The sequence below is a fragment of the Allobosea sp. Leaf344 genome (genome assembly GCF_001426225.1).
Classification (GTDB): domain Bacteria; phylum Pseudomonadota; class Alphaproteobacteria; order Rhizobiales; family Beijerinckiaceae; genus Allobosea.
Window position 1 is genome coordinate 502,340 of sequence record NZ_LMRT01000014.1, and the last position, 24,118, is coordinate 526,457.

The window sequence follows — 24,118 nt, forward strand, 5'->3', positions numbered from 1 at the left end:
ATATGGCGGTTATCTGACCGAATAGAGATCGGATTCGGATAATATCAACACGATTTACGCCAGTAATTCAGGAATTTCGCTCATGAATACATCATTTGCGCGCGGGGTAACACTCATTGCTTTGCTGACGCAAATTATCGTCATGGGCGATCCCGCTTTTGCCGATCCGCCCGGCTCGAGCGATCCCGCGGACTGGAAGACGCCGGAATTCCTGAAGGATTGGGGCCTGGCCGCGATGCGCGCCGAATATGCCTATGCGCGCGGCATCACCGGCAAGGGCGTGCTGATCGGCAGCGTCGACTCCGGCGCCCTCACATACCATCCCGACCTGCGCGACAATGTCCGGCCGGTGACGACGAGCGGTATCTATGCCGCCGATGGCTGGAAATACTCTCCGACGAACGGGACCTATGAGGGCGGAACGGCGTTTTCCGTGCCCGGCAGCTATATCCGTGGCGTCAACGACGATCACGGCACGCATGTCGCCGGCATCATGGTCGCCGACCGCAACGGCAGCGGCATGCATGGCGTCGCCTTCGGCGCGACGCTGCTTCAGAGCAACACCAACGGCACCGACGCCTATCGCTACGGCGTCAATGCCGACTACAACTACTTCAAGGCGGCCTATGGCAATCTGGCGGCGAGAGGTGTCCGGGCCATCAATTCGAGCTGGGGCAACCCGCCGGTCGGCGACAATTACGACAGTCTCGCGGGGCTCACCGACGCCTTCCTGCCGCTGACACGGACGAAGACGTGGCTCGACGCGGCGATGGAGACCCGCAAGAGCGGCGCCGTCATGGTCTTCGCCGGCGGCAATGCGGGTGCCGACAACCCCTCGACCCGCGCCTTCGTTCCCTATTTCCGTCCCGATCTCGAAGGCGGCTGGCTGGCCGTCGCGGCCCATAAGCAGAATGGCCAGATGACGGAGTTCAACCAATGCGGCATGGCCAAATGGTGGTGCATCACGGCGCCCGGCCACAACATCAATTCGACGGCGGCCAGCGTCGACTACAAGAATCTCAGCGGCACCTCGATGGCGGCGCCGCATGCGACCGGAGCTCTGGCGCTGGTGATGGAGCGCTTCCCCTATATGACGGGCGAGCAGGCGCTCTACACCATGCTCACCTCCGCCGATAAATTCGGCACCGGCGCGCAGATCCAGGTCCCTGACCGCACGGCGGGCTGGGGGACCATCAATCTGCGGCGGGCGATGGACGGGCCCGGCCAGTTCTTCGGCCATTTCACGCCGCATATCGGCGCCGGCGGGGTCGATGTCTACGCCAACAATATTTCCGACGTCGCCATCCGCAGCCGCGAGGCCGACGACAAGGCCGAGCAGAAGAATCTGGCGGCCCGCTCCAACAGCGCCCGCGCCGCGCTGGTCGACAGCGCTCTCGCCGCCCGGGCTTCGGCCATGGCCACGCGCGGGCTCGACCCTCTGACGGGCGAGACCTATGTCGGCAGCCTCGAAAAGCGCGGCGACGGCACCCTGGTCCTGGCCGGCCGCAACAGCTACAGCGGCAGCACCTGGGTGCGCGGCGGGCAGCTCGTCCTGAAGGGGTCCATCACCTCCGACACCACGGTCGACGGGTCCGGCATCGGTCTGTCCTTCGTCAACCCGACGACGCGCTACCAGGATGTCGGGACGCAAGGCGGATCCTTCGTGGTCGAGACCGGCGCGACCGCGGCCGCCGTCACGGTGCGCAAGGGCGGTTCGGCGACGATCGGGGGCCGGGCCGGCAAAGTCACGGCCGAGACCGGCGGCTCCGTCGTCGTCGACGGCCGTGTCGGCGATGTCACCGCCAGTGGCGGCAGCGCCGTGATCAACGGCCAGTCGGGCGACGTGATCGCCAGTGCGGGCGGCGCGGTCGAGATCGGCGGGCGCTCGGGCGACGTCACCGCCAGCGGCGGCAGCGCGATCATCAACGGCCGGTCGGACACGGTGACCGCGACGGCCGGAGGTTCGGTGCTGATCGGCGGGCGAGCCGGCAACGTCACCGCCACCGGTGGCAGCGCGGTGATCAACGGTCAGGCCGGTGACGTGAGCGCCAGCGCGGGCGGCTCGGTGCTGGTCGGCGGGCAGGTCGGAAACGTCGCCGCCGGTGGCGGCGGCACCGCCACGATCACCGGACGCGCCGGGGCCGTGACCGCGAGCGCGGGCGGCAAGGCGACCATCGACGGGCGGGCCGGCGACGTCGCGGCCAATGGCGGCAGCGCCATCATCAACGGTGTCGCCGGCAACGTCACCGCGAGCGCGGGCGGCTCGGCGCTGATCGGTGGGCAGGTCGGGGCCGTCGCCGCCGATTCCGGCGCCATGGCGGTCATCAACGGCCGGGCCGGGGACGTGACGATCGGCGCCGCCGGCCTGCTCTCGGGGTCCGGCACGCTGGGCTCGCTCGCCGCTCTGTCCGGCTCGGTGATCGCGCCGGGCAATTCGATCGGCACCTTGACCGTCGGCGGGCCCGTCGGCTTCGCCGCGGGCGCGACCTATCGCGTCGAGATCGCGCGCGACGGCCGCGGCGACCGCATCGCTACCGCCGGCGCGGCGAGCCTCAGCGGCGGCCTCGTCACCGTGTCGATCGAGAACAGCCCGGCGCTGCTCAACCTGCACCAGGCCTGGTCCGTGCTCGGCCGGCGCTACACCATCCTCTCAGCCGAGGGCGGGGTCCGCGGCAGGTTCGACGGCGCGACGCCTGGCTTCGTCTTCCTCAATCCCATCCTCGACTATACCGGCCAGAGCGTCGGGCTGACCATGGAGCGCAGCGAGACCAGCTTCATCTCGGTCGGGCAGAGCGGCAATCAGCGCCGTGCCGGCAGCGCGGTCGAGTCGCTCGGGCCGGGCAACCCCGTCTTCGAAGCGGTGCTGACGCTGCCCGACGCGGCCTCGGCCCGCACCGCTTTCCGCGCGCTCGCAGACGAGACCTCGGCCACGGTCACGAGCAGCCAGGCGGCGACGGCGGTCTTCATCCGCGAGACATTGTCCGGCCGCAGCCGCTGGTCGAGCAGCTCAGGCGGGTCCGGCATTCCCGCCGGCGCGGGATCGGTCGGCGGCGCCTATGCCGCGCTCGATTCGGGCGATGCGCCGCAGCCGGTCGCGATGCCGCTGCCGCAGCCCAGCCGCTACGGGCTCTGGGGCCAGGGCTTCGGCACCTATGGCCGGACGGGGGCGACGGCGGAGGTCGCTGCCGGCACGCATCATGTCGCCGGCTTCGTCGTCGGTGCCGACGGTCTGCTCGACAATGGGCTGAAGCTCGGCGCCGCAGCCGGCCTGGCCGAGACCAAGCTGCGCAGCGCCCATAACGGGCCGACGGCCGATATTTCGAGCCCCTTCGCCTCGCTCTATGGCGGCTATGAGATCGGTCCCGTCGCGCTGCAATTCGGCGGCGTCTACAGCGACAACCGCACGACGGCAAAGCGCAGCGTCGCCTTCCCCGGCTTCTTCAACAGCCTGACGAGCAAGGGCCGCAGCGCCAGCTTCGTCGGCTTCGGCGAGTTCGGCTATAAGGTCGCCATCGACCAGCGCCTGGCGCTGCCGGGCGCGTCCGGGACCGAGCTGACGCTCGCCTATGTCCAGCCCTATCTCGGCCTCGGCTACACCCAGATCCGCAGCGACCGCTATACCGAGCGGGGTGGACCGGCCGCGCTGACGAGCTATGCCAACACCACCGATCTCGGCGACGTCACCCTCGGGGTCAAGGCCGAGGCGCGGCTCGATCTCGGGCTGGGGCAGCCGATGGCGCTGCGTGGGCTCGTCGGCTACCGCCGCAATTACGGCGACCTCACCCCGGCCTCGCTGCTCGCCTTCAGCGGCGGCACGCCGTTCAGGAGCAGCGGCGCGCCGCTCGACCGGCAGGCGCTGGTGACGGAGGCGGGAATCGATCTGAAGCTCGGCCGCAACGTCACCATGGCCGTCACCTATGCCGGGCAATTCGGCAAGAACAGCTTCGAGCATACCGGCAAGGGCAGCCTGACCTATCGCTGGTGAGCCGCCCGCGGCCGGGCGGGACGCCTCGCCGGGGTCAGAGCGAGGCGAGAAAAGCCCGCCAGCCGCCATGGGCCGTCACATCCCGCGCATTCTCGGTCGCGATGGCCTCGCAGAGGAACCCCTTGACCCGCGTGCCGTCGGCCAGCGCCAGCGTCCCGATCCCGAGCGGGGCGGGAATGGAGGCGACGAAGCGCCCGAAGCCGGATGGCGGCAGCGCCCAGACCTCCACCGCGATCGGCGCGCCGCCCGCCGGCGCCACCCGCACCAGCCCCGGCCGCTGCGGCGGCCCGCCCGGCAGAGCGAAGAGCCGGTAATCGCCGGTCGTCGTCGTGGCGCGCAGGAAACTGCCGCCCAGCGCCGTCAGCTCATGGTTCAGCGGCATGCCCGAGAGATGCGCGCCGACCACCGCGATCTCGATGCTGTCGGGCCCCGCCCGCGGCAGGCCGGGCTCCGGCGCAGGCATTGGCCCACCCGTCGCGCCGAGCGTCAGACCGGATGCGGCATGCAGGGCGCGGCCGATGCCGGCGAGCAGCGCGTCCTGGCCGGCCGGGGCGATCAGCGTCACCCCTGCCGCGGTTCCGTCCGCGGCGAGGCTGGCCGGGACGGCGAGCGCGCAGAGATCGAGCAGATTGACGAAATTGGTATAGCGGCCGAACAGCGCGTTCTTGCCGATCGGATCGGCCGCCATCTCGGCGAGCGTCACCGGCCGTGGCGCGGTCGGTACCATCATCAGGTCGAGGCCGGCGAAGACGGCGCGCGCCGCGAGCGCCAGCTCCGCCAGCCGATAGCGCGCGGCGAAGGTCTCCGCCGCGCTCTGGAGCGGGCGTCCGGCAATCACCTCGCGGATCACCGGCAGGATCGCGTCCGGCTCCCGCTCCAGCAGCGCCTGGATGGTGAGGTAGCGCTCCGCCACCCAGGGGCCGTCATAGAGCAGGCGCGCGGCTTCCCAAAACGGGGTCATGTCGAGCGGGACGAGGGTGGCGCCGAGCGCCTGGGCGCGCGCCGATGCGGCCTCGAAACTCGCCGCGGCCGACGCATCCCCGGCGAAATCGCGATCGGCCGGCCGCGGCACGCCGATGCGCAGATGCGGCGAGGGCAGGCCGGGCTGGCTGATGGCGACGGGTTTCGAAAAAGCGTCTGACGGATCGGCCCCGGCGATCACCTCCAGCACCGCCCAGGCATCGTCCACCGTGGTGGCGAAGATCGAGATGCAATCCAGCGTCCGGCAGGCGGGGACGACGCCTCGCGTCGGGACGAGGCCGAGTGTGGGCTTGAGCCCGACCAGATTCTGCAGCCCGGCCGGGACCCTGCCGGAGCCGGCGGTGTCGGTGCCCAGCGCCACGGGCACGATGCCCGCCGCCACCGCGCTGGCCGAGCCCGAGCTCGAGCCGCCGGGGACGAGATCGGGCCTGAGCGCATTCCGCGGCACGCCATAGGGCGAGCGCGTGCCGTTCAGCCCGGTGGCGAACTGGTCGAGATTGGTCTTGCCGATGATCAGCGCCCCCTCCGCGCGCAGCCGCGCCACCGCCGTCGCATCGGCCGCGGGCCGATAGGCGAAGCCGGGGCAGGCCGCCGTGGTGGGCAGCCCCGCCACGTCGATATTGTCCTTCACGGCGATCGGGATGCCCCAGAGCCTGCGGCCGCGCGGCCCCTCTTCCTCCAGCCGCGCCGCCTCCGCCAGAACCTCCGCCTCGGGGCGCAGGCTGATGAAGATGGCCGGGTCGCCATGCGCGCGATGGCTCGCATAACAGGCGGCGACGCTCTGCGTCGGCGTGGCGGAGCCGTCGAGATGGCTGCGGAGCAGGCTGGTCAGGGTCGGCACGGGCATTCGCTTTCGCAGGAGCACAATCGCTAGGCAGATAGCGCCGGCATGCATGCAAGGACTGTGCAAGCGGGCGGGAGGGCGGCGGCGCAGAAGCCTCCCCGTCACGCCGCAGCAGGCATGGCGCTTGCTAGTCCAGGCGGAGAGCCCGCGGAGACCGCATGTCATGCAATGCCAGGTGCCGGCCCAGCCCGAGCCGCTCGCGGTCGATTTTCGGCGGAGCGCGCTGCTGATCATCGATATGCAGCGGGATTTTCTCGAGCCGCACGGCTTCGGCGCGGCGCTCGGCAACGACGTCTCCCTGCTGGGCCGGGCCGTGGCGCCCTGCAAGGCGATGCTGGAGGGCGCGCGGGCCGCCGGCATCCTCGTCCTGCATACGCGCGAAGGGCATCGCCCCGATCTCTCGGACGCGCCGAAGACGAAGATCGAGCGCGGTGCGCCGGAGCGCCGCATCGGGGTGGCCGGGCCGATGGGCCGCATCCTGGTCCGGGGCGAGGCGGGGCACGGCATCATAGCGGACCTGCAGCCGCTCCCCTCCGAGCCGGTGATCGACAAGCCGGGCAAGGGCGCCTTCTACCAGACCGATCTCGAGCTGCTGCTGCGCAACCGCGGCATCGATACCCTGCTGATCGCGGGGGTGACGACCGAGGTCTGCGTCCACAGCACCGTGCGCGAGGCCAATGATCGCGGCTTCCGCTGCCTCGTGCTCGGCGATGCCTGCGCCTCCTATCATCCGGAATTCCACGAGGTCGGGCTGCGGATGATCGCGGCGCAGGGCGCGATTTTCGGCTGGGTGACCACGACGGAGGCGGTTCTCGCGGCGCTGTCTGACAGCCAAGCCGCGCGGCCGGCCGCGCCGGTCGAGACGGTGGCGGAGGTCGAAAGCGCATGAGCGACGAGCCATTCGACGCGGCGCTGCATCTGGACGCCATGGCGGCGACGATGGGGCTCGCCATCAGCGCCGACCAGCGACCCGGCGTGCTGCAATTCCTGCAGGTGGCGCAGGCCATGGCCGCTCTGGTCGCGGCAGCGCCGCTGGACCCGGATGCCTTCGATCTGGCGCCGGTGTTCCGGCCGGGACCGGCGGAGAGCGACGATGCTTGATCCCTTCACTGCGGCGCATCGCATCGCCAGCGCGGTCCGCCATGGCAGGGTCAGCGCGCAGGCGGTGACGCAGGCCTGGCTCGATCGCGTCGCCATAGTGAACCCGCGGCTCAACGCCTTCACCGACGTCACCGCCGACCGGGCGCTGGCGCAGGCGCGGGCGGTCGATCGCGCCCGCCTGGCCGGTGCCGCGCTGGGGCCGCTGGCCGGGGTGCCCTTCGCCGTCAAGAACCTCTTCGACGTCGCGGGGCTGCCGACGCGGGCGGGCTCAAAAATCAACCGCGAGCGGCCCCTGGCGACGCGCGACGCCGTGCTGGTGGAGAGGCTCGAAGCGGCGGGCGCCGTGCTCATAGGCAGCCTCAACATGGGCGAATATGCCTATGATTTCACCGGCGAAAATCACCATGACGGTGCCTGCCGCAATCCGCATGATCTGTCCTGCATGGCGGGCGGGTCCAGTTCCGGCTCCGGCGCCGCCACGGCGGCCGGGCTGGCGCCGCTGTCGCTCGGCTCGGACACGAACGGCTCGATCCGCGTGCCCGCCTCGCTCTGCGGGGTCTTCGGGCTCAAGCCGACCTATGGGAGGCTGCCGCGCACCCGGAGCTTCCCCTTCTGCGACTCGCTCGACCATCTCGGCCCCTTCGCGCGTGACGTCACCGATCTCGCTCTGGCCTATGATGTGATGCAGGGCCCCGACCGGCACGACCCCGCCTGCGCGCAGCGCCGGGTCGAGCCGGTCCTGCCAGAGCTGCAGAAGGGGCTGGCCGGGCTGCGGATCGCGACGGCCGGCGGCTATTTCGAGACGAATGATCTGCCGGAGGCCGATGCCGCCGTCGGAGCGGTCGCCGCGGCTTTGGGCGCGCGCGGCCATGTCGTCCTGGAGGGCGCCGCGATCGCCCGCGCGGCGGCCTTCCTGATCACCAATGGCGAGAGCGCCGCCTTCCATCTCGGCAGGCTGCGCAGCCGTGCCGACGAGTTCGATCCGGAGACCCGAGACCGCTTCCTGGCCGGCGCGATGCTGCCGGCGGCCTGGGTGATGCAGGCCCAGGCCGCCCGGCGCTGGTTCCATGACGAGACGATGCGGCTCTTCCGGTCGGTCGACCTGATCATCGCCCCCGCAACGCCGTGCACGGCGCCTGAGATCGGGCGGAAGACGCTGCGTCTGCGCGGCGCCGACGTGCCGCTGCGGCCCAATCTCGGGCTGTTCACCCAGCCGATCTCCTGCATCGGCCTGCCCGTCGCCTGCGTGCCGGTCTTCACCGGCACGATGCCGATCGGCGTGCAGCTGATCGCGCCGCCCTGGCGGGAGGATATCTGCCTGCGCGCCGCCGCCTTCCTGGCGACGCAGGGTATATGCGTGGCGCAGCCGCCGGCCGCTCTCCAAAGCTGAGGGCGAAGCGAGCCGCGCCGCGCCTCAATGCGCCCCGGCGTGGTCCTGGCGGCGCTCCGGCACCGGCGTGTGCTGGGCGAGATGGGCGATTGCGGCCGCGACGCCGCCTTCGCCATGCGGCACCTCCAGCGCCTGCAGCGCCATCTCGACCGCGCTCAGGCTGCCGAGCACCATCGGCACGTTGGTATGGCCCATATGGGCGATGCGAAACGCCTTGCCGGCGAGCTCGCCGATGCCGGAGCCCAGCGTCACCCCGCAGGCCGAGCGCGTGTAATCGGCGATCGCTTCGGGCTCGTGGCCCTGCACGAGGATCGGCGTCACCGAACAGGCCCGCTGCGCGGGTTCGGGAATATTGCAGGAGAGGACCTGCCCCTCGGCCCATTTCGCTACGGCGGCATGGGTGGCGCCGGCCAGCAGCCTATGCCGCTGCCAGACCGCCTCCAGCCCCTCTTCCAGGATCATGTCGAGCGCGGCGCGCAGCCCGAACATCAGATGCTCCGGCGGGGTGCCGCAATGGCGCATGTAGTGCTGCGGCCCGCTGCGCGCGGTCCAGTCCCAGTACAGCGTCCGCATCGTCGCGGTCCGGTGGGCCTGCCAGGCCTTCTCGTTGGCGGCGACGAAGGCGAGCCCGGGCGAGGTCATCATGCCCTTCTGCGAGGCCGACATGGCGACGTCGACCCCCCAGCCATCCATCTCGAAGGGCATGCAGCCGAGCGAGGCGACGCCGTCGATCATGTAGAGGGCGGGGTGTCCCGCGGCATCGATCGCCGCGCGTACCGCCTTGACGTCGTTGACCACGCCGGAGGCGGTGTCGATCTGCACCATGAGCACGGCCTTGATCTCGTGGCGCGTGTCGCGCCGCAGCCGCTCCTCCACCGCCGCGGGATCGACGCTGGCGCGCCAGGAGCCCTCCAGCATCTCGACCTCGGCGCCCATGAAGCCGGCCATCTCGCCCCAGCCGAGGGCGAAGCGGCCGCTGGCGAGCACCAGCACCTTGTCGCCGCGCGACAGCACGTTCGAGACCGCCGCCTCCCAGCCGCCATGGCCGTTGGCCGCGTAGAGAAAGGTCCTGCCGGAGGTGCGGAAGATGCCCGCGAGATCGCTCAGGATGCTATCGGTCAGCGAGACGATCGTCCGCGTGTTGAGATCTTCCGCCGGGCGCATCATCGCCTGCAGCACGCGATCGGGAATATTGGTCGGGCCCGGAGTGGCCAGCAACGCCCGGCCGTTCGCGACGCTCATAGATAGCTCCTGTCGCGCCCGCCGCCGGTGAGGGAGAAGGGCCGCGCCTCGTTCGTGTGGAAACAGATCGCCTCGGGCGACGGGCCATACCTAGCTGCGAAACCGGATTCTGTCTCACGACAAGGGCTTCGGCACCTCATTCGTTTCGCTCATGAGACGGCGCGTCAGGAGGTGCAGATCGCCTCGCCGCATTCGTCCAGCGCGCTGACGATCCGGTCGAGCGTCTTCGGCCCGGGATAGCCGAGCAGCCCCGCGCCGCCGGCGACGAAGGAGGGCGTCGCCGCGAGGCCGAGATTGGCGGCGAGATCGCGCTGGGCGGAGACCATCTTGCCGATGCCGTCGCTGTCGGCGAGAGCCTCGACCTCCCCGCGGCTCGCGCCGAGCTCCTCCGCCAGCGCCAGCGCCTGCAGCCCGTCGCGCCGGCCGGGCCTGGCGAAGAGCCGGCGGTGCAGCTCATAGGCCGGCTGCGGCCCTTTCAGGCTGAGCAAAGCCGCCTCGACCCGCGCGGCCTGGACCGAGCCCGGCGAGAGGATGGCGTTGTTGACGAGCCCGACCCGAAGCTCCGGCCGCGCCGAAACCAGCGTATGCAGATCCGTGGCCGCCACGCGGCAATAGGGGCAGTTATAGTCGTAGAATTCGTAGAGCGTGACGGCCCTGCTGCTCGCGCCGATCCAGATCACGCCCGGCAGCGCCTCGATCTCGCTGGTCAGCTCCACCGGCAGGCGGGTATTGGCCATCGGTTTGCCGTCGTCCCCGGCAATGTCGAACCAGCCATCGCTCTGGGCCCTGGCGACGCCAGGCAGCTGCGACAGGGCGACGAGCGCGAAAGCGGCGCCGCGGATCAGAGTGCGGCGGGTCGTGACGATCATGAGGCTCTTCCGGCGTGACGGCGCGGCCCGTGCCAGCGCAGCCGGGTTCAACAATCCGATCATGTCTTTTTTGCAATGTGCGGGCGGGGTGTCCGACGTGCGGATTCGCCCAACCGGCTCTGTCCTGCATTGGCTGCATAGGCAGTTGACACTGCTGCAGAGGTCAGTGCAGCATCGGCGCGGGAAATTAGAAAACTATAAAAATAGCAACGGGATGAGGCGCGTATATGGTCGGTGGCGACGTCATTTTGTCGACCTCGGGTCTGACCAAGGAGTTCGGTGGCTTCACTGCCGTCAACGGGGTTGATCTGCAAGTCAAGCGCGGCACTATTCACGCATTGATCGGCCCCAACGGAGCCGGCAAAACGACTTGCTTCAATCTGCTGACGAAGTTCCTGGCGCCGACGAGCGGCGCGATTATCTACAACGGACGCGACATCACCCGCGAAAAGCCCGCCGAGATCGCCAGGCTCGGGCTGGTCAGGTCGTTCCAGATCTCGGCCGTCTTCCCGCAGCTCTCGGTGCTGACCAATGTCCGCATCGCGCTGCAGCGCAAGCGCGGCGATTCCTTCGATTTCTGGCGCTCCGAAGAGGTTCTGCGGCCGCTCGACGAGGAGGCGATGCGCCTGCTCGAGGCCGTCGGCCTGTCCTCCTTCGCGGCTCTGCCGGCGGTGGAATTGTCCTATGGACGCAAGCGCGCGCTCGAAATCGCCACGACCCTCGCCCTCGACCCGGAGATGATGCTGCTCGACGAGCCGATGGCCGGCATGGGGCGCGAGGATGTCGAGCGGATCGAGGCGCTGATCCGGAAGGTGGCGGCGAACCGCACCATCCTGATGGTCGAGCATAACCTCTCGGTGGTGGCCTCGCTCTCGGACCGGATCACGGTGCTGGCGCGCGGCCAGGTCCTGGCGGAGGGCGACTACGCCGCCGTCTCGACCAATCCGCTCGTGGTCGAAGCCTATATCGGGTCCGGAGGCGGCCATGCTCACTGACAGCGTGAAGACGGCCGCCGCCTCGCCGGGCGCGGCCGCCGCCGCCTCGGTCGCGCCGCTGCTGAAGCTGCGCGGGCTCGAAGCCTGGTACGGCGAATCGCATGTGTTGCACGGGATCGATTTCGACGTGGCGCCGGGCGAGGTGGTGACGCTGCTCGGGCGCAACGGCGCCGGCAAGACGACGACGCTGAAGTCGATCATGGGGGTGATGGCGAGGCGCAAGGGCTCGGTCGTCTTCGACGGGCAGGAGACGATCCAGCTGCCCTCGCGTGCGATCGCCCGGCTCGGCATCGGCTATGTCCCGGAGGAGCGCGGCATCTATTCCAGCCTCAGCGTCGAGGAAAATCTGCTGCTGCCGCCGCAGGTGAAGCCGGGCGGGCTGTCGCTCGAGCAGATCTTCACCCTGTTCCCCAACATCAAGGAAAGGCTGAAGAGCCAGGGCACCAAGCTCTCGGGCGGCGAGCAGCAGATGCTGGCGATCGCCCGCATCCTGCGCACCGGGGCGCGGCTGCTGCTGCTCGACGAGCCGACCGAGGGTCTGGCTCCGGTGATCATCGAGCAGATCGGCCGCACCATCGCGCGGCTGAAGAGCGAAGGCTTTACCATCGTCCTGGTGGAGCAGAATTTCCGCTTCGCGGCGACGGTCGCGGACCGGCATTACGTCGTCGAGCAGGGTAGGGTGATCGACATGATCCCCAATGCCGAGCTCGACCGGAACATCGACAAGCTGCACGGCTATCTCGGGGTCTGAACCGCGGCCCCCCAATAAGAACCACGTCGAAATCGACGATCATCTCACGGGAGAGAACACCATGACCTTCAAGACGCTTCTCGCAACGACCGCCTTCGCGGCCCTGCTCGCCTCGCCCGCCGTGGCGCAGCAGCTTTCGATCAAGATCGGCGTGATGAACGACCGCTCCGGCCTCTATGCCGATCTCACCGGCGAGGGCTCCGCCGTGGCGGCCAGGCTCGCCGTCGAGGATTTCAAGGCCGCCGAAAAGGGGCTGAAGGTCGAGGTCGTCTCGGCCGACCACCAGAACAAGCCCGATGTCGGCTCCAACATCGCCCGGCAATGGTATGATCAGGACGGTGTCGACGTCATCGCCGACGTGCCGACCTCCTCGGTCGCGCTGGCGATCAACCAGATCACCAAGGACAAGAACAAGGTGTTCCTGAATTCGGGAGCCGCCACCTCCGATCTCACCGGCAAGGCCTGCTCCCCCAACACCGTCCACTGGACCTACGACACCTATGCCCTCGCCAACGGCACCGGCGGCGCGATGGTCAAGGCCGGCGGCGACAGCTGGTACTTCCTGACGGCGGATTACGCCTTCGGCCATGCGCTGGAGCGCGACACCTCCGCGGTAGTGGTGAAGAATGGCGGCAAGGTGCTGGGCGCGGTGCGCACCCCCTTCCCGGGCACGGATTTCTCGTCCTTCCTGCTGCAGGCGCAAGCGTCCAAGGCCAAGGTCATCGGCCTCGCCAATGCCGGCGGCGACACCATCAACTCGATCAAGCAGGCCGGCGAGTTCGGCATCACCCAGGGCGGGCAGAAGCTCGCGGGGCTGCTGGTCTTCGTCACCGACGTGCATGCGCTCGGCCTGCAGACGGCGCAGGGTCTGGTGCTGACGGAATCCTTCTACTGGGATCGCGACGAGGGCACCCGCGCCTGGTCGCAGCGTTTCGCCAAGGCGCATAACGGCAACATGCCCTCCATGGTGCAGGCCGGCGTCTATGGCGCCGTGCTGCACTACCTCAAGGCGGTGGCCGAGCTGAAGTCGAAGGATCCGGCCGCGGTCATGGCCAAGATGAAGGAGCTGCCGACCGACGATCCGCTGTTCGGCAAGGGCACGATCCGCGCCGACGGGCGCAAGATGCACCCGATGTATCTCTACGAGGTCAAGAAGCCGGCGGAATCCAAGGCGAAATGGGATTACTACAAGCAGGTCGCCGTGCTGCCGGCGGAGCAGGCCTTCCGCCCGCTCTCGGAAAGCGAATGCCCGCTGGTCAAGAAATAGCATCTGGCATGGCGCCCTCCGCTGCTGCGGGGGGCGCGTCCGGCACCCTAGGTTCAGGCTGAGAGACGCATGTTCGAGCTGCTTGGAATTCCGCCGCAAGCCCTGTTCGGGCAGGTTCTGCTCGGGCTGATCAACGGCTCGTTCTACGCTATCCTCAGCCTCGGCCTGGCCGTGATCTTCGGCCTGCTCAACATCATCAACTTCACCCATGGCGCCCAGTATATGATGGGCGCCTTCGTGGCCTGGATGTGCCTGAACTATCTCGGCATCAATTACTGGGCGGCGCTGCTGCTGGCGCCGATCATCGTCGGCGCCACCGGCATCGCCATCGAGCGGCTGCTGATCAAGCGCATCGCCCATGTCGACCATCTCTACGGCCTGCTGCTGACCTTCGGCCTGGCGCTGATCATCCAGGGCCTGTTCCGCAACGGCTACGGCTCGTCGGGGCTCGCCTATCAGATCCCGCCCGAGCTGCGCGGCGGCCAGAATCTCGGCTTCATGTTCCTGCCGAATTACCGCGCCTGGGTGGTGGTGGCCTCGCTCGCCGTCTGCCTCGCGACCTGGTTCCTGATCGAGAAGACGCGCCTCGGCGCCTATCTCAGGGCCGCCACCGAGAACCCGACCCTGACCCAGGCCTTCGGCATCAACGTCCCGCTGATGGTGACGCTGACCTATGGCTTCGGGGTCGCGCTCGCCGCCTTCGCCGGCGTGCTGGCGGCGCCGATCTATTCGGTCAATCCGAACATGGGCGCCGATCTGATCATCGTCGTCTTCGCCGTCGTCGTGATCGGCGGCATGGGCTCGATCCTGGGCTCGATCATCACCGGCTTCGGGCTGGGCCTGATCGAGGGGCTGACCAAGGTGTTCTACCCCGAGGCCTCGGCCACGGTGATCTTCATCATCATGGTGCTGGTCCTGCTGGTGAAGCCGCAGGGCCTGTTCGGGCGGGCGACCTGATGGTCGCTTCGCCGTCTTCGCGGGTGCCGTGCCGCCTGCCCCTATCGCTTCGCGACCCCGCGCCGCCGGGTGGAGGAACTGACCATGGCCGATCTGTCCGTCGAGGCGCCCGCCGGAGGGCTAGCGCTGGAAGAGACCAACCGCAGCACCGAGCGCCTGCACAAGGCGATCATGATCGGCATCGCGCTCAGCCTGCTGGTCGCGCCCTTCGTGCTCTATCCCGTCTTCGTCATGAAGGTCCTGTGCTTCGCGCTGTTCGCGCTCGCCTTCAACCTGCTGCTCGGCTATGGCGGGCTGCTCTCCTTCGGCCACGCCGCCTATTTCGGTATGGCGAGCTATGTCTCGGCCTATGCCGCCAAGATCTGGGGGCTCGATCCGGCGCTGGCGATCGTCGCGGGGACGCTGGTCGCCGCCCTGCTCGGCCTGGTCTTCGGCGCGCTGGCGATCCGCCGCCAGGGCATCTATTTCGCGATGATCACGCTGGCACTGTCGCAGATGGTGTTCTTCTTCTCGCTGCAGACGCCGCAATTCACCGGCGGCGAGGACGGCATCCAGGCCGTGCCGCGCGGCAAGCTGCTCGGCCTGATCGATCTCGCCGATGATCGCACTTTGTATTTCGTCGTCGCCGCGATTTTCATGGGCGGGCTGCTGCTGATCTACCGCATCATCCATTCGCCCTTCGGCCAGGTCTGCAAGGCGATCCGCGACAACGAGCCCCGCGCCATCTCGCTCGGCTATCGCGCCAACCAGTACAAGCTCGCGGTCTTCGTCCTGTCGGCCGGGCTGGCCGGGCTGGCTGGGGCGACGAAGGCGATCGTCTTCCAGCTGGCCTCGCTGACCGATGTGCACTGGTCGATGTCGGGCGAGGTGGTGCTGATGACGCTGGTCGGCGGCCTCGGAACCGTCTTCGGTCCGATCGTCGGCGCGCTGGTCATCGTCTCGATGCAGAACTACCTCGCCGGCCTCGGCTCCTGGGTGCTCGTGGTCCAGGGCGTGATCTTCGTCGTCTGCGTGCTGCTCTTCCGGGAAGGCATCGTCGGGGTCATCGCCAAGCGCATCGGCAAGGGGCTCTGAGCGAAATTCTGAACCGGCGATTCCGCTGCTCGGGTTGATCAGGCTCAATGTGGAAGCCGCGCCTGCGGCCCATGCTGTCGATGTGCTGGATTCGCAAAATCCGCGCATGAGGCGATCTCCGCCTCGAAGCCGGGGATGGCGCGATGGCGATGCTGCGGGACGGACGAGACGAGCGCGGAGCTCCTGGCGGCTTCGGAACCGGAGCGGCGGCGCTGCTGCTCCTATGTCTCGCCGCTTCCCCGGCCGCCGCGATGCCGGCCGATGCGCAGAGGCCGGAGAACCGCGCCAGCGCCAAGATCGGCGAGGGCGTCGCCAAACAATATTGCAGTGGCTGCCACGCGATCGGCAGGACCGGCCGCAGCCCCAACCGGCGGGCGCCGCGCTTCCCGCTGATCGCCGAGCGCTATCCAGACGGCAATCCGGCGCCGGTGCTGATCGACGGCACGGTGGTCCGCCATCCCGGCATGCCGGAATTCCGTCTTCTGGAGCATGAGACCGACGGTCTCGTCGCCTATATCCGCCGGATTTCGCGCCGCTGGCAGCCGGCCCGGTGACGGCGAGGTGAAGCGCGCCAGCGCGGCTGTCCGCACCGGCGCCGAAGGGGAGTGAAGGCCATGAGGCTCGAACGCATGCACCTCGTCGTGATGGGCTTCGCGCTGGCCTCAGCTCTGCCCGCAGCCGCGCAGACCGCCGGCGATGCCCGGCAGGGTCGGGAGGTCGCCGCCACGCTCTGCGCGCAGTGCCATCGCCTGGATGCGGCCGCCCGCGACCAGCGCCGCTCGCCTCCCGATTTCGCCGCCATCGCCGACATGGCCTCGACCACGGCGACGGCGCTGCGCGTCTTCCTGCAGACGCCCCATGGCGACATGCCGCGCTACCAGCTCAGCCCGGTGGAGATGGACGACGTCATCGCCTTCATCCTGAGCCTGCGCCGCCCTTGACTCCCGAGGCGGTTTTCCCGCATCTGAATATGACGTTACGGGAGATGCACGCTTTCGGCTGACTCCGACACCGCGTCGCCGGTCCGTGGCTGGGAGCCTCGCTATCTCGGCGGTCGAGCGCGGAGTCATGTCGATGCGGCATGCACCCTATCCAGCCATGAGGTTTGCGCCGCGGCCGTCGGGGACTAACGTCCCGGCCGGCGGGGGCCACTCAGAGGCGGGACGATCCGCCGAATTAGGGGAGCGCCGATGACGAGCCGCCGCCTTTTCCTTTCCGGCCTGGTCGCAGCACCGGCCTTGCTGCGGGCGGCTCCGGCCGCTGCGGCGCCGCGGCGGGTGACGGTGGCCTCGCTGCTCGGCGAGGACAAGCCGGAGACGATGGTCTGGCGCCATATCGCCGAGATTCTAGAGCGCACCGCCCCGGGTCGCTTCGACCTGCGCATCGTGGCCAACGCGGCGCTGGGAGGCGAGAAGGAGGTGGCCGAGGGCATGCGGCTCGGTTCGGTTCAGGCCTCCCTGTCCACCACCTCCTCCCTGTCGAGCTGGGTACCGGCCGGCCAGATCCTCGATCTGCCCTTCCTGTTCAGGGATGCCGCGCATCTGCGCCGGGTTCTCGACGGGCCGCTGGGAGAGGAGCTGCGGGGCCTCTACGCGGCGCAGGGCTTCGTCGTCCTGGGCTTCATCAACTACGGCGCGCGGCATCTGCTCACCCGGGAGCCCGTCACCACGCCGGACGGCATCAGGGGCAAGCGCATCCGCGTCATCCAGAGCCCGCTGCATACCGAGCTCTGGTCCGGCTTCGGGGCGTTCCCGACGCCGATCCCCATCCCCGAAACCTATAACGCCCTGAAATCCGGGGTGGTCGACGCGATGGACCTGACCAAATCCGCCTATGTCGGCTTCAGGCTGCACGAGGTCGTGCCCTGCCTGACCGAGACCGGGCATATCTGGGCCTCGGGCGTCGTCGCCGTCGCCGGGAGCTTCTGGCAGAGCCTTCCGCAGGAGGACCGCGCCGCCTTCGCCGCGGCGGCGCAGGAGGGGGCACGGCATTTCGACGGGCTGATCCTGCGTGACGAGACCGTCTCGATGGCGCGCGCCAAAGCCGAGGGCGGCCAGGTGTTCCGGCCGGAGAACCTCGCCGGCTGGCAGGCGGGCGCCCGCAGGGTCTGGGCGTCGCTGGCGCCGAAGCTCGGCGGCATCGAGAAGATCGAGGCCGTCGCCGGCAGCTGACCATATCCTCCGGAAGGGTTTCCACATGGCATTGTCGCTCGATCACATCGTGATCGCGGTCACCGATCTCGAAGCCGCCATGCGCGACTACGAGACTTTGGGCTTCACCGTTCTCCCGGGTGGCGAGCACCCGCGCGGCTCGCGCAACGCGCTGATCGTCTTCCAAGACGGCTGCTATCTCGAGATCATCGCCTTCGGCCGCCCCGTGCCGGATTTCCGCTGGTGGCAGGTGCTGAGCCATTGCGGCAGCGGCCTCGTCGATTATGCGCTGCTACCCGATCTGTTCGACGATGCGCTGTGGGGCGCACGGGCGCGCGGGCTTTCGATCGAGGGCCCGATTGCCGGGGCGAGGCTGCGTCCCGACGGGGTGCAGCTCGCCTGGCAGACGGCGCGCGCGCCGGAGCCGGACGTCCCCTTCCTCTGCGGCGACGTCACCGCCCGCGATCTGCGCGTCCCGACCGGCGCGGCCCGCAGGCATCGCAACGGCGTGACCGGCGTGGCCGGCGTCACGGCCGCCGTGCATGATCTCGGCAATTCCACCGCGCGCTATCGGGCCTTGCTGGGACAGGCGCCGCTCGCCTGCGGGGGCGCGCCCGGATTGGGCGCCCGCCTGGCGCAGTTCAGGCTGGGCGACCAGATGCTGTCGCTGGCGGAGCCGCATCCCGGCGCCTCCGACCCGCTGTCGCAGCACCTCGCCCATCGCGGGCAGGGGATCTACGCGGTCTCGTTCTATGGAACGCTCGACCAGACGCTCGACCGCGAGCTGGCGCATGGCGCGCGGCTGGAGATCGTGCGGGCGCTCTGAGCGGCGCCGCTGGCGCAAGGGAATGAGACTAGCCGGCGCAGCCGGGCCTTGCCAAGCCGCCTTCGCCGCGGGGCGCCGCGCAAAAATCGGCCTTGGTCCGCTGCCGGCGACGTGATTACCTCGGCGTCCCGCTTCGGTCCCGGACACTCTCATGTCGCCTCGCATCGCCTTCGGCGGCTTCCTGCACGAGACCAACACCTTCGCCCCCAGCAAGGCGGAGTTGGAGCATTTCCGCCAGGGTGGCGGCTGGCCCTCGCTCGCCACCGGCGAGGCGGTCTTCGCGGCGATCCACAACGTCAATGTCGGAGCCTCCGGTTTCGTCGAGGCCGGGCGCGAGCGTGGCTGGACGTTGCTGCCCACGCTCTGGGCGGCGGCCACCCCTTCGGCCCATGTCACGGCCGAGGCTTTCGAGACCATCACCTGCGAGCTGGTCGACCGCATCCGCTCGGCGCTGCCCTGCGACGCGGTCTTTCTCGATCTGCACGGCGCCATGGTCAGCGAGGCCTTCGAGGATGGCGAGGGCGAGGTGCTGGCGCGGGTTCGCGCGGCGATCGGTCCCGATATCCCGCTCGTCGCCAGCCTCGATCTGCACGGCAACGTCACCGCCCTCATGGTCGAGATGGCCGATGCGCTGATCGCCTACCGCACCTATCCCCATATCGACATGGCCGGGACCGGCCGGCGCAGTGCCGATTATCTCGCGCTTCTGCTGGGCGGTGAGGCGCGCCACGCCAAGGCCTTCCGGCAGATCCCCTTCCTGATCCCGATCGCCTGGCAGGCCACGGCCATGGAGCCCTGCCGGACGATCTATCGCGAATTGGCGGCGCTGGAAGGCGAGGCGGTGCCGACTTTGTCCTTCCTGCCCGGCTTCCCGGCCGCGGATTTTCCCGATTGCGGCGCCACCGTCGTCGCCTATGGCCGGACCCAGGCCGATGCCGACCGTGCCGCCGATGCGGTGGCCGGGCGCGTGATCGCCAGCGAGAGCGCCTTCGACGGCAAGGTCTATGCGCCGGAGGACGGGGTGCGCGAGGCGATGCGGCTCGCAGGCGCCGCCACCCGGCCGGTGGTCATCTCCGACACCCAGGACAATCCGGGTGCGGGCGGCGATTCCGATACGATGGGCATGGTCCGGGCGCTGATCGCCTGCCAGGCAGAGCGGGCCGCGATCGGCCTGATCGTCGATCCCGCCGCCGCCGAGCAGGCCCATGCGGCCGGGGTGGGCGCGACGCTGACGCTGTCGCTGGGCGCCAAATCCGGCATCGCGGGCGACGCGCCGGTCACCGCCGCCTTCCTGGTCGAGCGCCTCTCGGACGGGAAATTCATCGCCGACGGGCCGTTCTATGGCGGATCGCGCATGAATCTCGGCCCCTGCGCCTGCCTGCGCATCGGCGGGGTCCGCATCGTCCTCGCCTCGCGCAAGGCGCAGATGGCGGATCAGGCGATGTACCGGCAGGTCGGGATCGAGCCGCGTGACCAGGCGATCCTGGTCAATAAGAGCTCGGTGCATTTCCGCGCCGATTTCGAGCCCATCGCCGAGGCCATCCTGGTCTGCGCCGCGCCCGGCCCGATGCCGGTCAGCCCCGCCTCGCTGCCCTGGCGCAACCTCCGCAAGGGTTTGCGGATCGCGCCGCAGGGTCCCGTCTTCGGCTGACAAGCCGCCTCACCAGGAGTGACCGCCCGTGCCGACCCTGCCGCAGATCGAAGCCTTCAAGGACGAGCTGGTCGCCATCCGCCGCGACCTGCATGCCCATCCCGAGCTCGGGTTCGAGGAGATCAGGACCTCCGGCATCGTCGCCGAGAAACTGGCCTCCTGGGGCATCGAGGTGCATCGCGGCCTGGGCCGCACCGGGGTCGTGGGTGTGCTGCACGGGACCGGCGGGCCCGGCCGGCGCATCGGCCTGCGCGCCGACATGGACGCGCTGCCCCTGGACGAGATCACCAATCTCGCCTTCAGCTCGAAACATCCCGGCCGCATGCATGCCTGCGGCCATGACGGGCACACCACCATGCTGCTCGGCGCGGCGCGCTATCTCGCGGAGAACCGCGATTTTCCGGGCACGGCGATCTTCATCTTCCAGCCGGCGGAGGAGGGGCTCGGCGGCGCCCGCGCCATGATCGCGGACGGGCTGTTCGAGCGCTTCCCCTGCGACGAGGTTTATGGGCTGCACAATGCGCCCAATCTCGACCATGGCCAGATCTCGGTGTTTCCCGGCCCGGCCATGGCCGGCGCCGATTTCTTCGACATCAGGATCACCGGCCGCGGCACGCATGGCGCCATGCCGCATCTCGGGCGCGACCCGGTGATGGTCGCCGTCGCTCTGGCCTCGGCGCTGCAGACCATCGTCAGCCGCAATGCCGATCCGCGCGAGGCCGCCGTACTCTCGATCACCCAGATCCATGCCGGCACAGCCTACAACATCATCCCGGAAGAGGCGCATCTCGCCGGCACGATCCGGACCTTCTCGCCGGAGATCGCCCAGCTGATGCGCGACCGCATGCGCGAGATCGCGGCCGGAATGGCGATGAGCTTCGGCTGCGAGATCGCCGTCGAGATCCGCGACATCTTCAACGTGCTGGTCAACCATCCCGAGCCTACGGCCCATGCCGCCGATGTGGCACGCGAGATCGTCGGCGACGCCAATGTCCTGACCGAACCCAAGCAGATCATGGGCAGCGAGGATTTCGCCGACATGCTGCTCAAGGTCCCCGGCGCCTATTGCTGGGTCGGCCATGCCGGCTCGGTTCCGGTCCACAACCCGGCCTATGTGCTGGATGACGGCATCCTGCCGATCGGCGCGAGCCTGCTCGCCCGCATCGCCGAAACCCGCCTCGCAGCCTGATCGGACGCCGCCATGAGCTTCCTGGACCTGCCCCTCGACACGGATACGCTGCTCGACGGGCTGCGGCCCTGGATCGAATGCGAAAGCCCGACCTTCGACGTCGCGGCGGTGAACCGGATGATGGATCTGGTCGCCGGAGAGCTGCAGGCGGCCGGCGCCGCCGTGACGCGCTTCCCCGGCCCGCCGGGCCTGGGCGATTGCCTGCGCGGGGATTTCCCGCATCCGCGCCGCGGCGAGCCCGGCATCCTGGTGATGTCGCATCTCGACACGGTCCACCCGGTGGGGACGCTCGCCCCTTTGCCGTTCCGCCGTGACGGGCAGCGCTGCTACGGCCCCGGCATCGTCGACATGAAGGGCGGGGCCTATGTCGCGCTGCAGGCGATCATCGCGCTGGCCAGAGCCGGCATCGAGACGCCGCTGCCGGTCAGCGTGCTCTATACCAGCGACGAGGAGATCGGCAGCCCGGGCACACGCGAGCTGATCATGGAGCAGGCGCGGCGCGACCGCTACATCCTGGTGCCGGAGCCCGGCCGTCCCGATAACGGCGTCGTCACCGGCCGCTACGCCATCGCCCGCTTCAACCTCCTGGCCGAGGGCCGGCCGAGCCATGCCGGCGCCACCCTGTCCGACGGGCGCTCCGCCATCAACCTGATGGCGCGGCAACTGCTCGAGATCGAGGCCATGACCGATGCGGATTGCACCTTCAGCGTCGGGGTGATCGAGGGCGGGCGCTGGGTGAACTGCGTCCCCACGACCTGCCGTGCGGAGGCGCTGAGCATGGCCAAGCGCCAGGCCGATCTCGACCGCGGCGTCGAGCGGATGCTGGCGCTGTCCGGCGAGCGGCCCGACGGCACGCGCTTCACCGTGGAACGCGGCGTCACCCGCCCGGTCTGGGAGCCCGATGCCGAGACGATGAAGCTCTACGATCTCGCCGCCGACCTCGCCGGCCAGATCGGCTTCACCCTCAGCCACGCCTCCGCCGGCGGCGGGTCCGACGCCAATTTCACCGGGGCGGCCGGCCTCGCCTCTCTCGACGGGCTCGGCCTGCTCGGCGCCGGCTACCATACGCTGAACGAGCATATCCTGGTCGACAGCCTGGTGCCGCGCTGCCGGCTGATCGCCGGACTGCTGAGCCAGCTACGGAGCTGACATCGCCGCGGTGTGGCGCGTTGACAGGCAACCGCCTTTCGAACGAGCATGACGCACCGAATGGCACAGTGCCTGCATTACTGCAGGCAGATGATGCGCAACAATGACAGGGGAGCGAAATCATGACGTTTCAGTGGAAGTCGGTGACCGCGGCGATGGCCCTCCTGGCCAGCACCTCCCTGGCGCAGGCGCAGACGACGATGAAGGTCGTCATGCATTCCGACGTGAAGATCGTCGATCCCATCTGGACCACGGCCTATATCGTCCGCAATCACGGCTACATGATCTACGACACGCTCTTCGCCATGGACGAGAAGGGTGAGATCAAGCCGCAGATGGTGGAAAGCTTCACCGAGTCGCCGGACAAGCTGACCTACACCTTCACCTTGCGCGACGGCCTGCTCTGGCATGACGGCAAGCCGGTGACGGCCGAGGATTGCGTCGCCTCGATCAAGCGCTGGAGCGCCAAGGACGCGGTCGGCCAGAAGCTCGCCAGCTTCATCGACAGCATGAGCGTCGGTGACGCCAAGACCTTCACGGTCAAGCTGAAATCGCCGACGGGCCTGCTGATCTTCGGCCTCGGCAAGCCCTCCTCCAACGTGCCCTTCATGATGCCCAAGCGCGTCGCGGAGACCGATCCCAACACGCAGATTTCCGAATTCGTCGGTTCCGGGCCCTTCGTCCTGAAGACCGATGAATGGAAGCCGGGCGACAAGATCGTCTACACCAAATTCGACAAGTACAAGCCGCGGGCGGAGGCGCCCTCCGGGCTCGCCGGCGGCAAGGTGGCGAAGATCGACCGCATCGAATGGCTCGCCGTCTCGGACCAGCAGCAGGCGGTGAACGCGCTGCTCGCCGGCGAGATCGACATGATCGAGCAGCCGGCCTTCGATCTGATCCCGCTGCTGAAGGACGACAAGAACATCAAGCTGACGACCTACAACCCGCTCGGGCTGCAATACACCTTCCGCTTCAATCACATCCTCAAGCCCTTCGACAATCCGAAGGTCCGGCAGGCGGTGACCTACGCCTTCAACCAGAAGGACTTCCTCGACGCCGTCGTCGGCAACCCCGAATATTACACGCTGTGCAAGGCGATGTTCGTCTGCGGCTCGCCCCTCGCCACCGAAAAGGGCATGGAGGGCCTGCTCGAATCCAACTTCAACAAATCCAAGGAGCTGCTGAAGGAGGCCGGCTATGACGGCACCCCGATCGTGCTGCTGCACTCCACCGATCTGCAGTCGCTGACCAATCTCGCGCCGGTCGCCAAGGTGCTGCTCGAGAAAGGCGGCTTCAAGGTCGACATGCAGTCCTCGGACTGGCAGACCGTCGTCTCCCGCCGCACGCGCCGCGCCCCGGCGGCCGAGGGCGGCTGGAACGGCATGCTGACCGCCTGGGTCTCGGCCGACATCCTGAACCCGGTGATGAGCGGCTTCCTCAATGCCAGCTGCGACAAGGCCGCCTTCGGCTGGCCCTGCGACGAGCAGATGGAGAAGCTGCGCGATGATTTCGCCCGCGAGACCGACCCCGCCAAGCAGAAGGCGATCGTCGAGGCGGTGCAGATGCGCTGGCGCGAGCAGCCCACCCACATCCATCTCGGCCAGTACAATGTGCCGATCGCCGCGCGCTCCAACATCAGCGGCATCCTGACCGCCCCGGCGCCGGTGTTCTGGAACGTCGAGAAGAAGAAGTGAGCG

The 24,118-nt window shown here is 68.9% G+C and carries 20 protein-coding genes; 17 read left to right on the forward strand and 3 right to left on the reverse strand.

Features of this window, described 5'->3' with window-relative positions; translation table 11 throughout:
• Positions 1 to 82 precede the first annotated feature (82 nt).
• A complete protein-coding gene (locus ASG72_RS14310; RefSeq protein ID WP_082540353.1) occupies positions 83 to 3,985 on the forward strand; it encodes a S8 family serine peptidase in 3,903 nt (1,300 codons plus the stop codon).
• A gap of 34 nt (positions 3,986 to 4,019) precedes the next feature.
• On the opposite strand, the gene atzF is transcribed toward ASG72_RS14310, so the two are convergent.
• A complete protein-coding gene (gene atzF, locus ASG72_RS14315) occupies positions 4,020 to 5,813 on the reverse strand; it encodes an allophanate hydrolase (protein ID WP_056713329.1) in 1,794 nt (597 codons plus the stop codon).
• Positions 5,814 to 5,973: 160 nt separating this feature from the next.
• Between atzF and ASG72_RS14320 the strand changes: the two genes are divergently transcribed.
• Genes ASG72_RS14320 through ASG72_RS14330 form a run of 3 tightly spaced genes read left to right on the forward strand, consistent with a single transcriptional unit; the run spans position 5,974 to position 8,301 of the window.
• Entirely contained in the window at positions 5,974 to 6,699 is a 726-nt protein-coding gene (locus tag ASG72_RS14320) for an isochorismatase family cysteine hydrolase (RefSeq protein ID WP_056713331.1), read from the forward strand.
• Complete coding sequence (locus tag ASG72_RS14325; protein ID WP_056713333.1) at positions 6,696 to 6,911, forward strand: AtzG-like protein; 216 nt, start codon at positions 6,696 to 6,698, stop codon at positions 6,909 to 6,911. Before ASG72_RS14320 ends, ASG72_RS14325 begins: the two co-directional genes overlap by 4 nt.
• Positions 6,904 to 8,301 (forward strand): AtzE family amidohydrolase, encoded by a 1,398-nt coding sequence (locus ASG72_RS14330; RefSeq protein ID WP_056713335.1) that lies wholly within the window; start codon positions 6,904 to 6,906, stop codon positions 8,299 to 8,301. The genes ASG72_RS14325 and ASG72_RS14330 overlap by 8 nt, the downstream gene beginning before the upstream one ends.
• Positions 8,302 to 8,325: 24 nt before the next feature.
• On the opposite strand, the gene ASG72_RS14335 is transcribed toward ASG72_RS14330, so the two are convergent.
• Together ASG72_RS14335 and ASG72_RS14340 are read right to left on the reverse strand one after the other, a co-directional pair.
• Entirely contained in the window at positions 8,326 to 9,543 is a 1,218-nt protein-coding gene (locus tag ASG72_RS14335; protein ID WP_056713337.1) for an aminotransferase class V-fold PLP-dependent enzyme, read from the reverse strand.
• A gap of 164 nt (positions 9,544 to 9,707) precedes the next feature.
• The gene (locus ASG72_RS14340) at positions 9,708 to 10,412 is read right to left on the reverse strand and encodes a DsbA family protein (RefSeq protein ID WP_082540354.1); all 705 of its coding nucleotides are present in this window, start codon (positions 10,410 to 10,412) and stop codon (positions 9,708 to 9,710) included.
• Positions 10,413 to 10,639: 227 nt separating this feature from the next.
• Here ASG72_RS14340 and ASG72_RS14345 point away from each other — a divergent pair, with 227 nt between their 5' ends.
• From ASG72_RS14345 to ASG72_RS14405, 13 genes are all read left to right on the forward strand, one after another.
• The gene (locus ASG72_RS14345; RefSeq protein ID WP_056713340.1) at positions 10,640 to 11,407 is read left to right on the forward strand and encodes an ABC transporter ATP-binding protein; all 768 of its coding nucleotides are present in this window, start codon (positions 10,640 to 10,642) and stop codon (positions 11,405 to 11,407) included.
• Positions 11,397 to 12,158, forward strand: coding sequence for an ABC transporter ATP-binding protein (locus ASG72_RS14350; protein WP_056713343.1), 762 nt, complete (start codon positions 11,397 to 11,399; stop codon positions 12,156 to 12,158). Before ASG72_RS14345 ends, ASG72_RS14350 begins: the two co-directional genes overlap by 11 nt.
• 61 nt (positions 12,159 to 12,219) lie before the next feature.
• Entirely contained in the window at positions 12,220 to 13,425 is a 1,206-nt protein-coding gene (locus ASG72_RS14355) for an ABC transporter substrate-binding protein (RefSeq protein WP_056713345.1), read from the forward strand.
• 69 nt (positions 13,426 to 13,494) lie between these two features.
• Positions 13,495 to 14,382 (forward strand): branched-chain amino acid ABC transporter permease, encoded by an 888-nt coding sequence (locus ASG72_RS14360; RefSeq protein ID WP_056713347.1) that lies wholly within the window; start codon positions 13,495 to 13,497, stop codon positions 14,380 to 14,382.
• An 84-nt stretch (positions 14,383 to 14,466) separates the two neighbouring features.
• Positions 14,467 to 15,456 (forward strand): branched-chain amino acid ABC transporter permease, encoded by a 990-nt coding sequence (locus ASG72_RS14365; protein ID WP_056714727.1) that lies wholly within the window; start codon positions 14,467 to 14,469, stop codon positions 15,454 to 15,456.
• Positions 15,457 to 15,599: 143 nt separating this feature from the next.
• A complete protein-coding gene (locus ASG72_RS14370) occupies positions 15,600 to 16,010 on the forward strand; it encodes a cytochrome c (RefSeq protein ID WP_056713349.1) in 411 nt (136 codons plus the stop codon).
• A gap of 60 nt (positions 16,011 to 16,070) precedes the next feature.
• Positions 16,071 to 16,397 carry a c-type cytochrome gene (locus tag ASG72_RS14375; protein WP_156395974.1) on the forward strand — a complete coding sequence of 109 codons (327 nt, stop codon included), beginning with the start codon at positions 16,071 to 16,073 and terminating at the stop codon, positions 16,395 to 16,397.
• A gap of 249 nt (positions 16,398 to 16,646) precedes the next feature.
• Positions 16,647 to 17,627: a TRAP transporter substrate-binding protein gene (locus tag ASG72_RS14380; protein WP_056713353.1), complete on the forward strand. Its 981-nt coding sequence runs from the start codon at positions 16,647 to 16,649 to the stop codon at positions 17,625 to 17,627.
• 25 nt (positions 17,628 to 17,652) lie between these two features.
• On the forward strand, positions 17,653 to 18,432 hold the full coding sequence (locus tag ASG72_RS14385) for a VOC family protein (RefSeq protein ID WP_056713354.1): 780 nt from the start codon (positions 17,653 to 17,655) through the stop codon (positions 18,430 to 18,432).
• A 151-nt stretch (positions 18,433 to 18,583) separates the two neighbouring features.
• The gene (locus ASG72_RS14390; protein ID WP_056713356.1) at positions 18,584 to 20,083 is read left to right on the forward strand and encodes a M81 family metallopeptidase; all 1,500 of its coding nucleotides are present in this window, start codon (positions 18,584 to 18,586) and stop codon (positions 20,081 to 20,083) included.
• Between the two features lie 28 nt (positions 20,084 to 20,111).
• The gene (locus tag ASG72_RS14395; RefSeq protein WP_056713359.1) at positions 20,112 to 21,272 is read left to right on the forward strand and encodes a M20 aminoacylase family protein; all 1,161 of its coding nucleotides are present in this window, start codon (positions 20,112 to 20,114) and stop codon (positions 21,270 to 21,272) included.
• Between the two features lie 12 nt (positions 21,273 to 21,284).
• Entirely contained in the window at positions 21,285 to 22,421 is a 1,137-nt protein-coding gene (locus ASG72_RS14400) for a M20/M25/M40 family metallo-hydrolase (protein ID WP_056713360.1), read from the forward strand.
• Positions 22,422 to 22,543: 122 nt separating this feature from the next.
• Positions 22,544 to 24,115, forward strand: a complete 1,572-nt coding sequence (locus ASG72_RS14405) for an ABC transporter substrate-binding protein (RefSeq protein ID WP_056713362.1) — start codon at positions 22,544 to 22,546, stop codon at positions 24,113 to 24,115.
• The last annotated feature ends 3 nt before the right edge of the window (positions 24,116 to 24,118 follow it).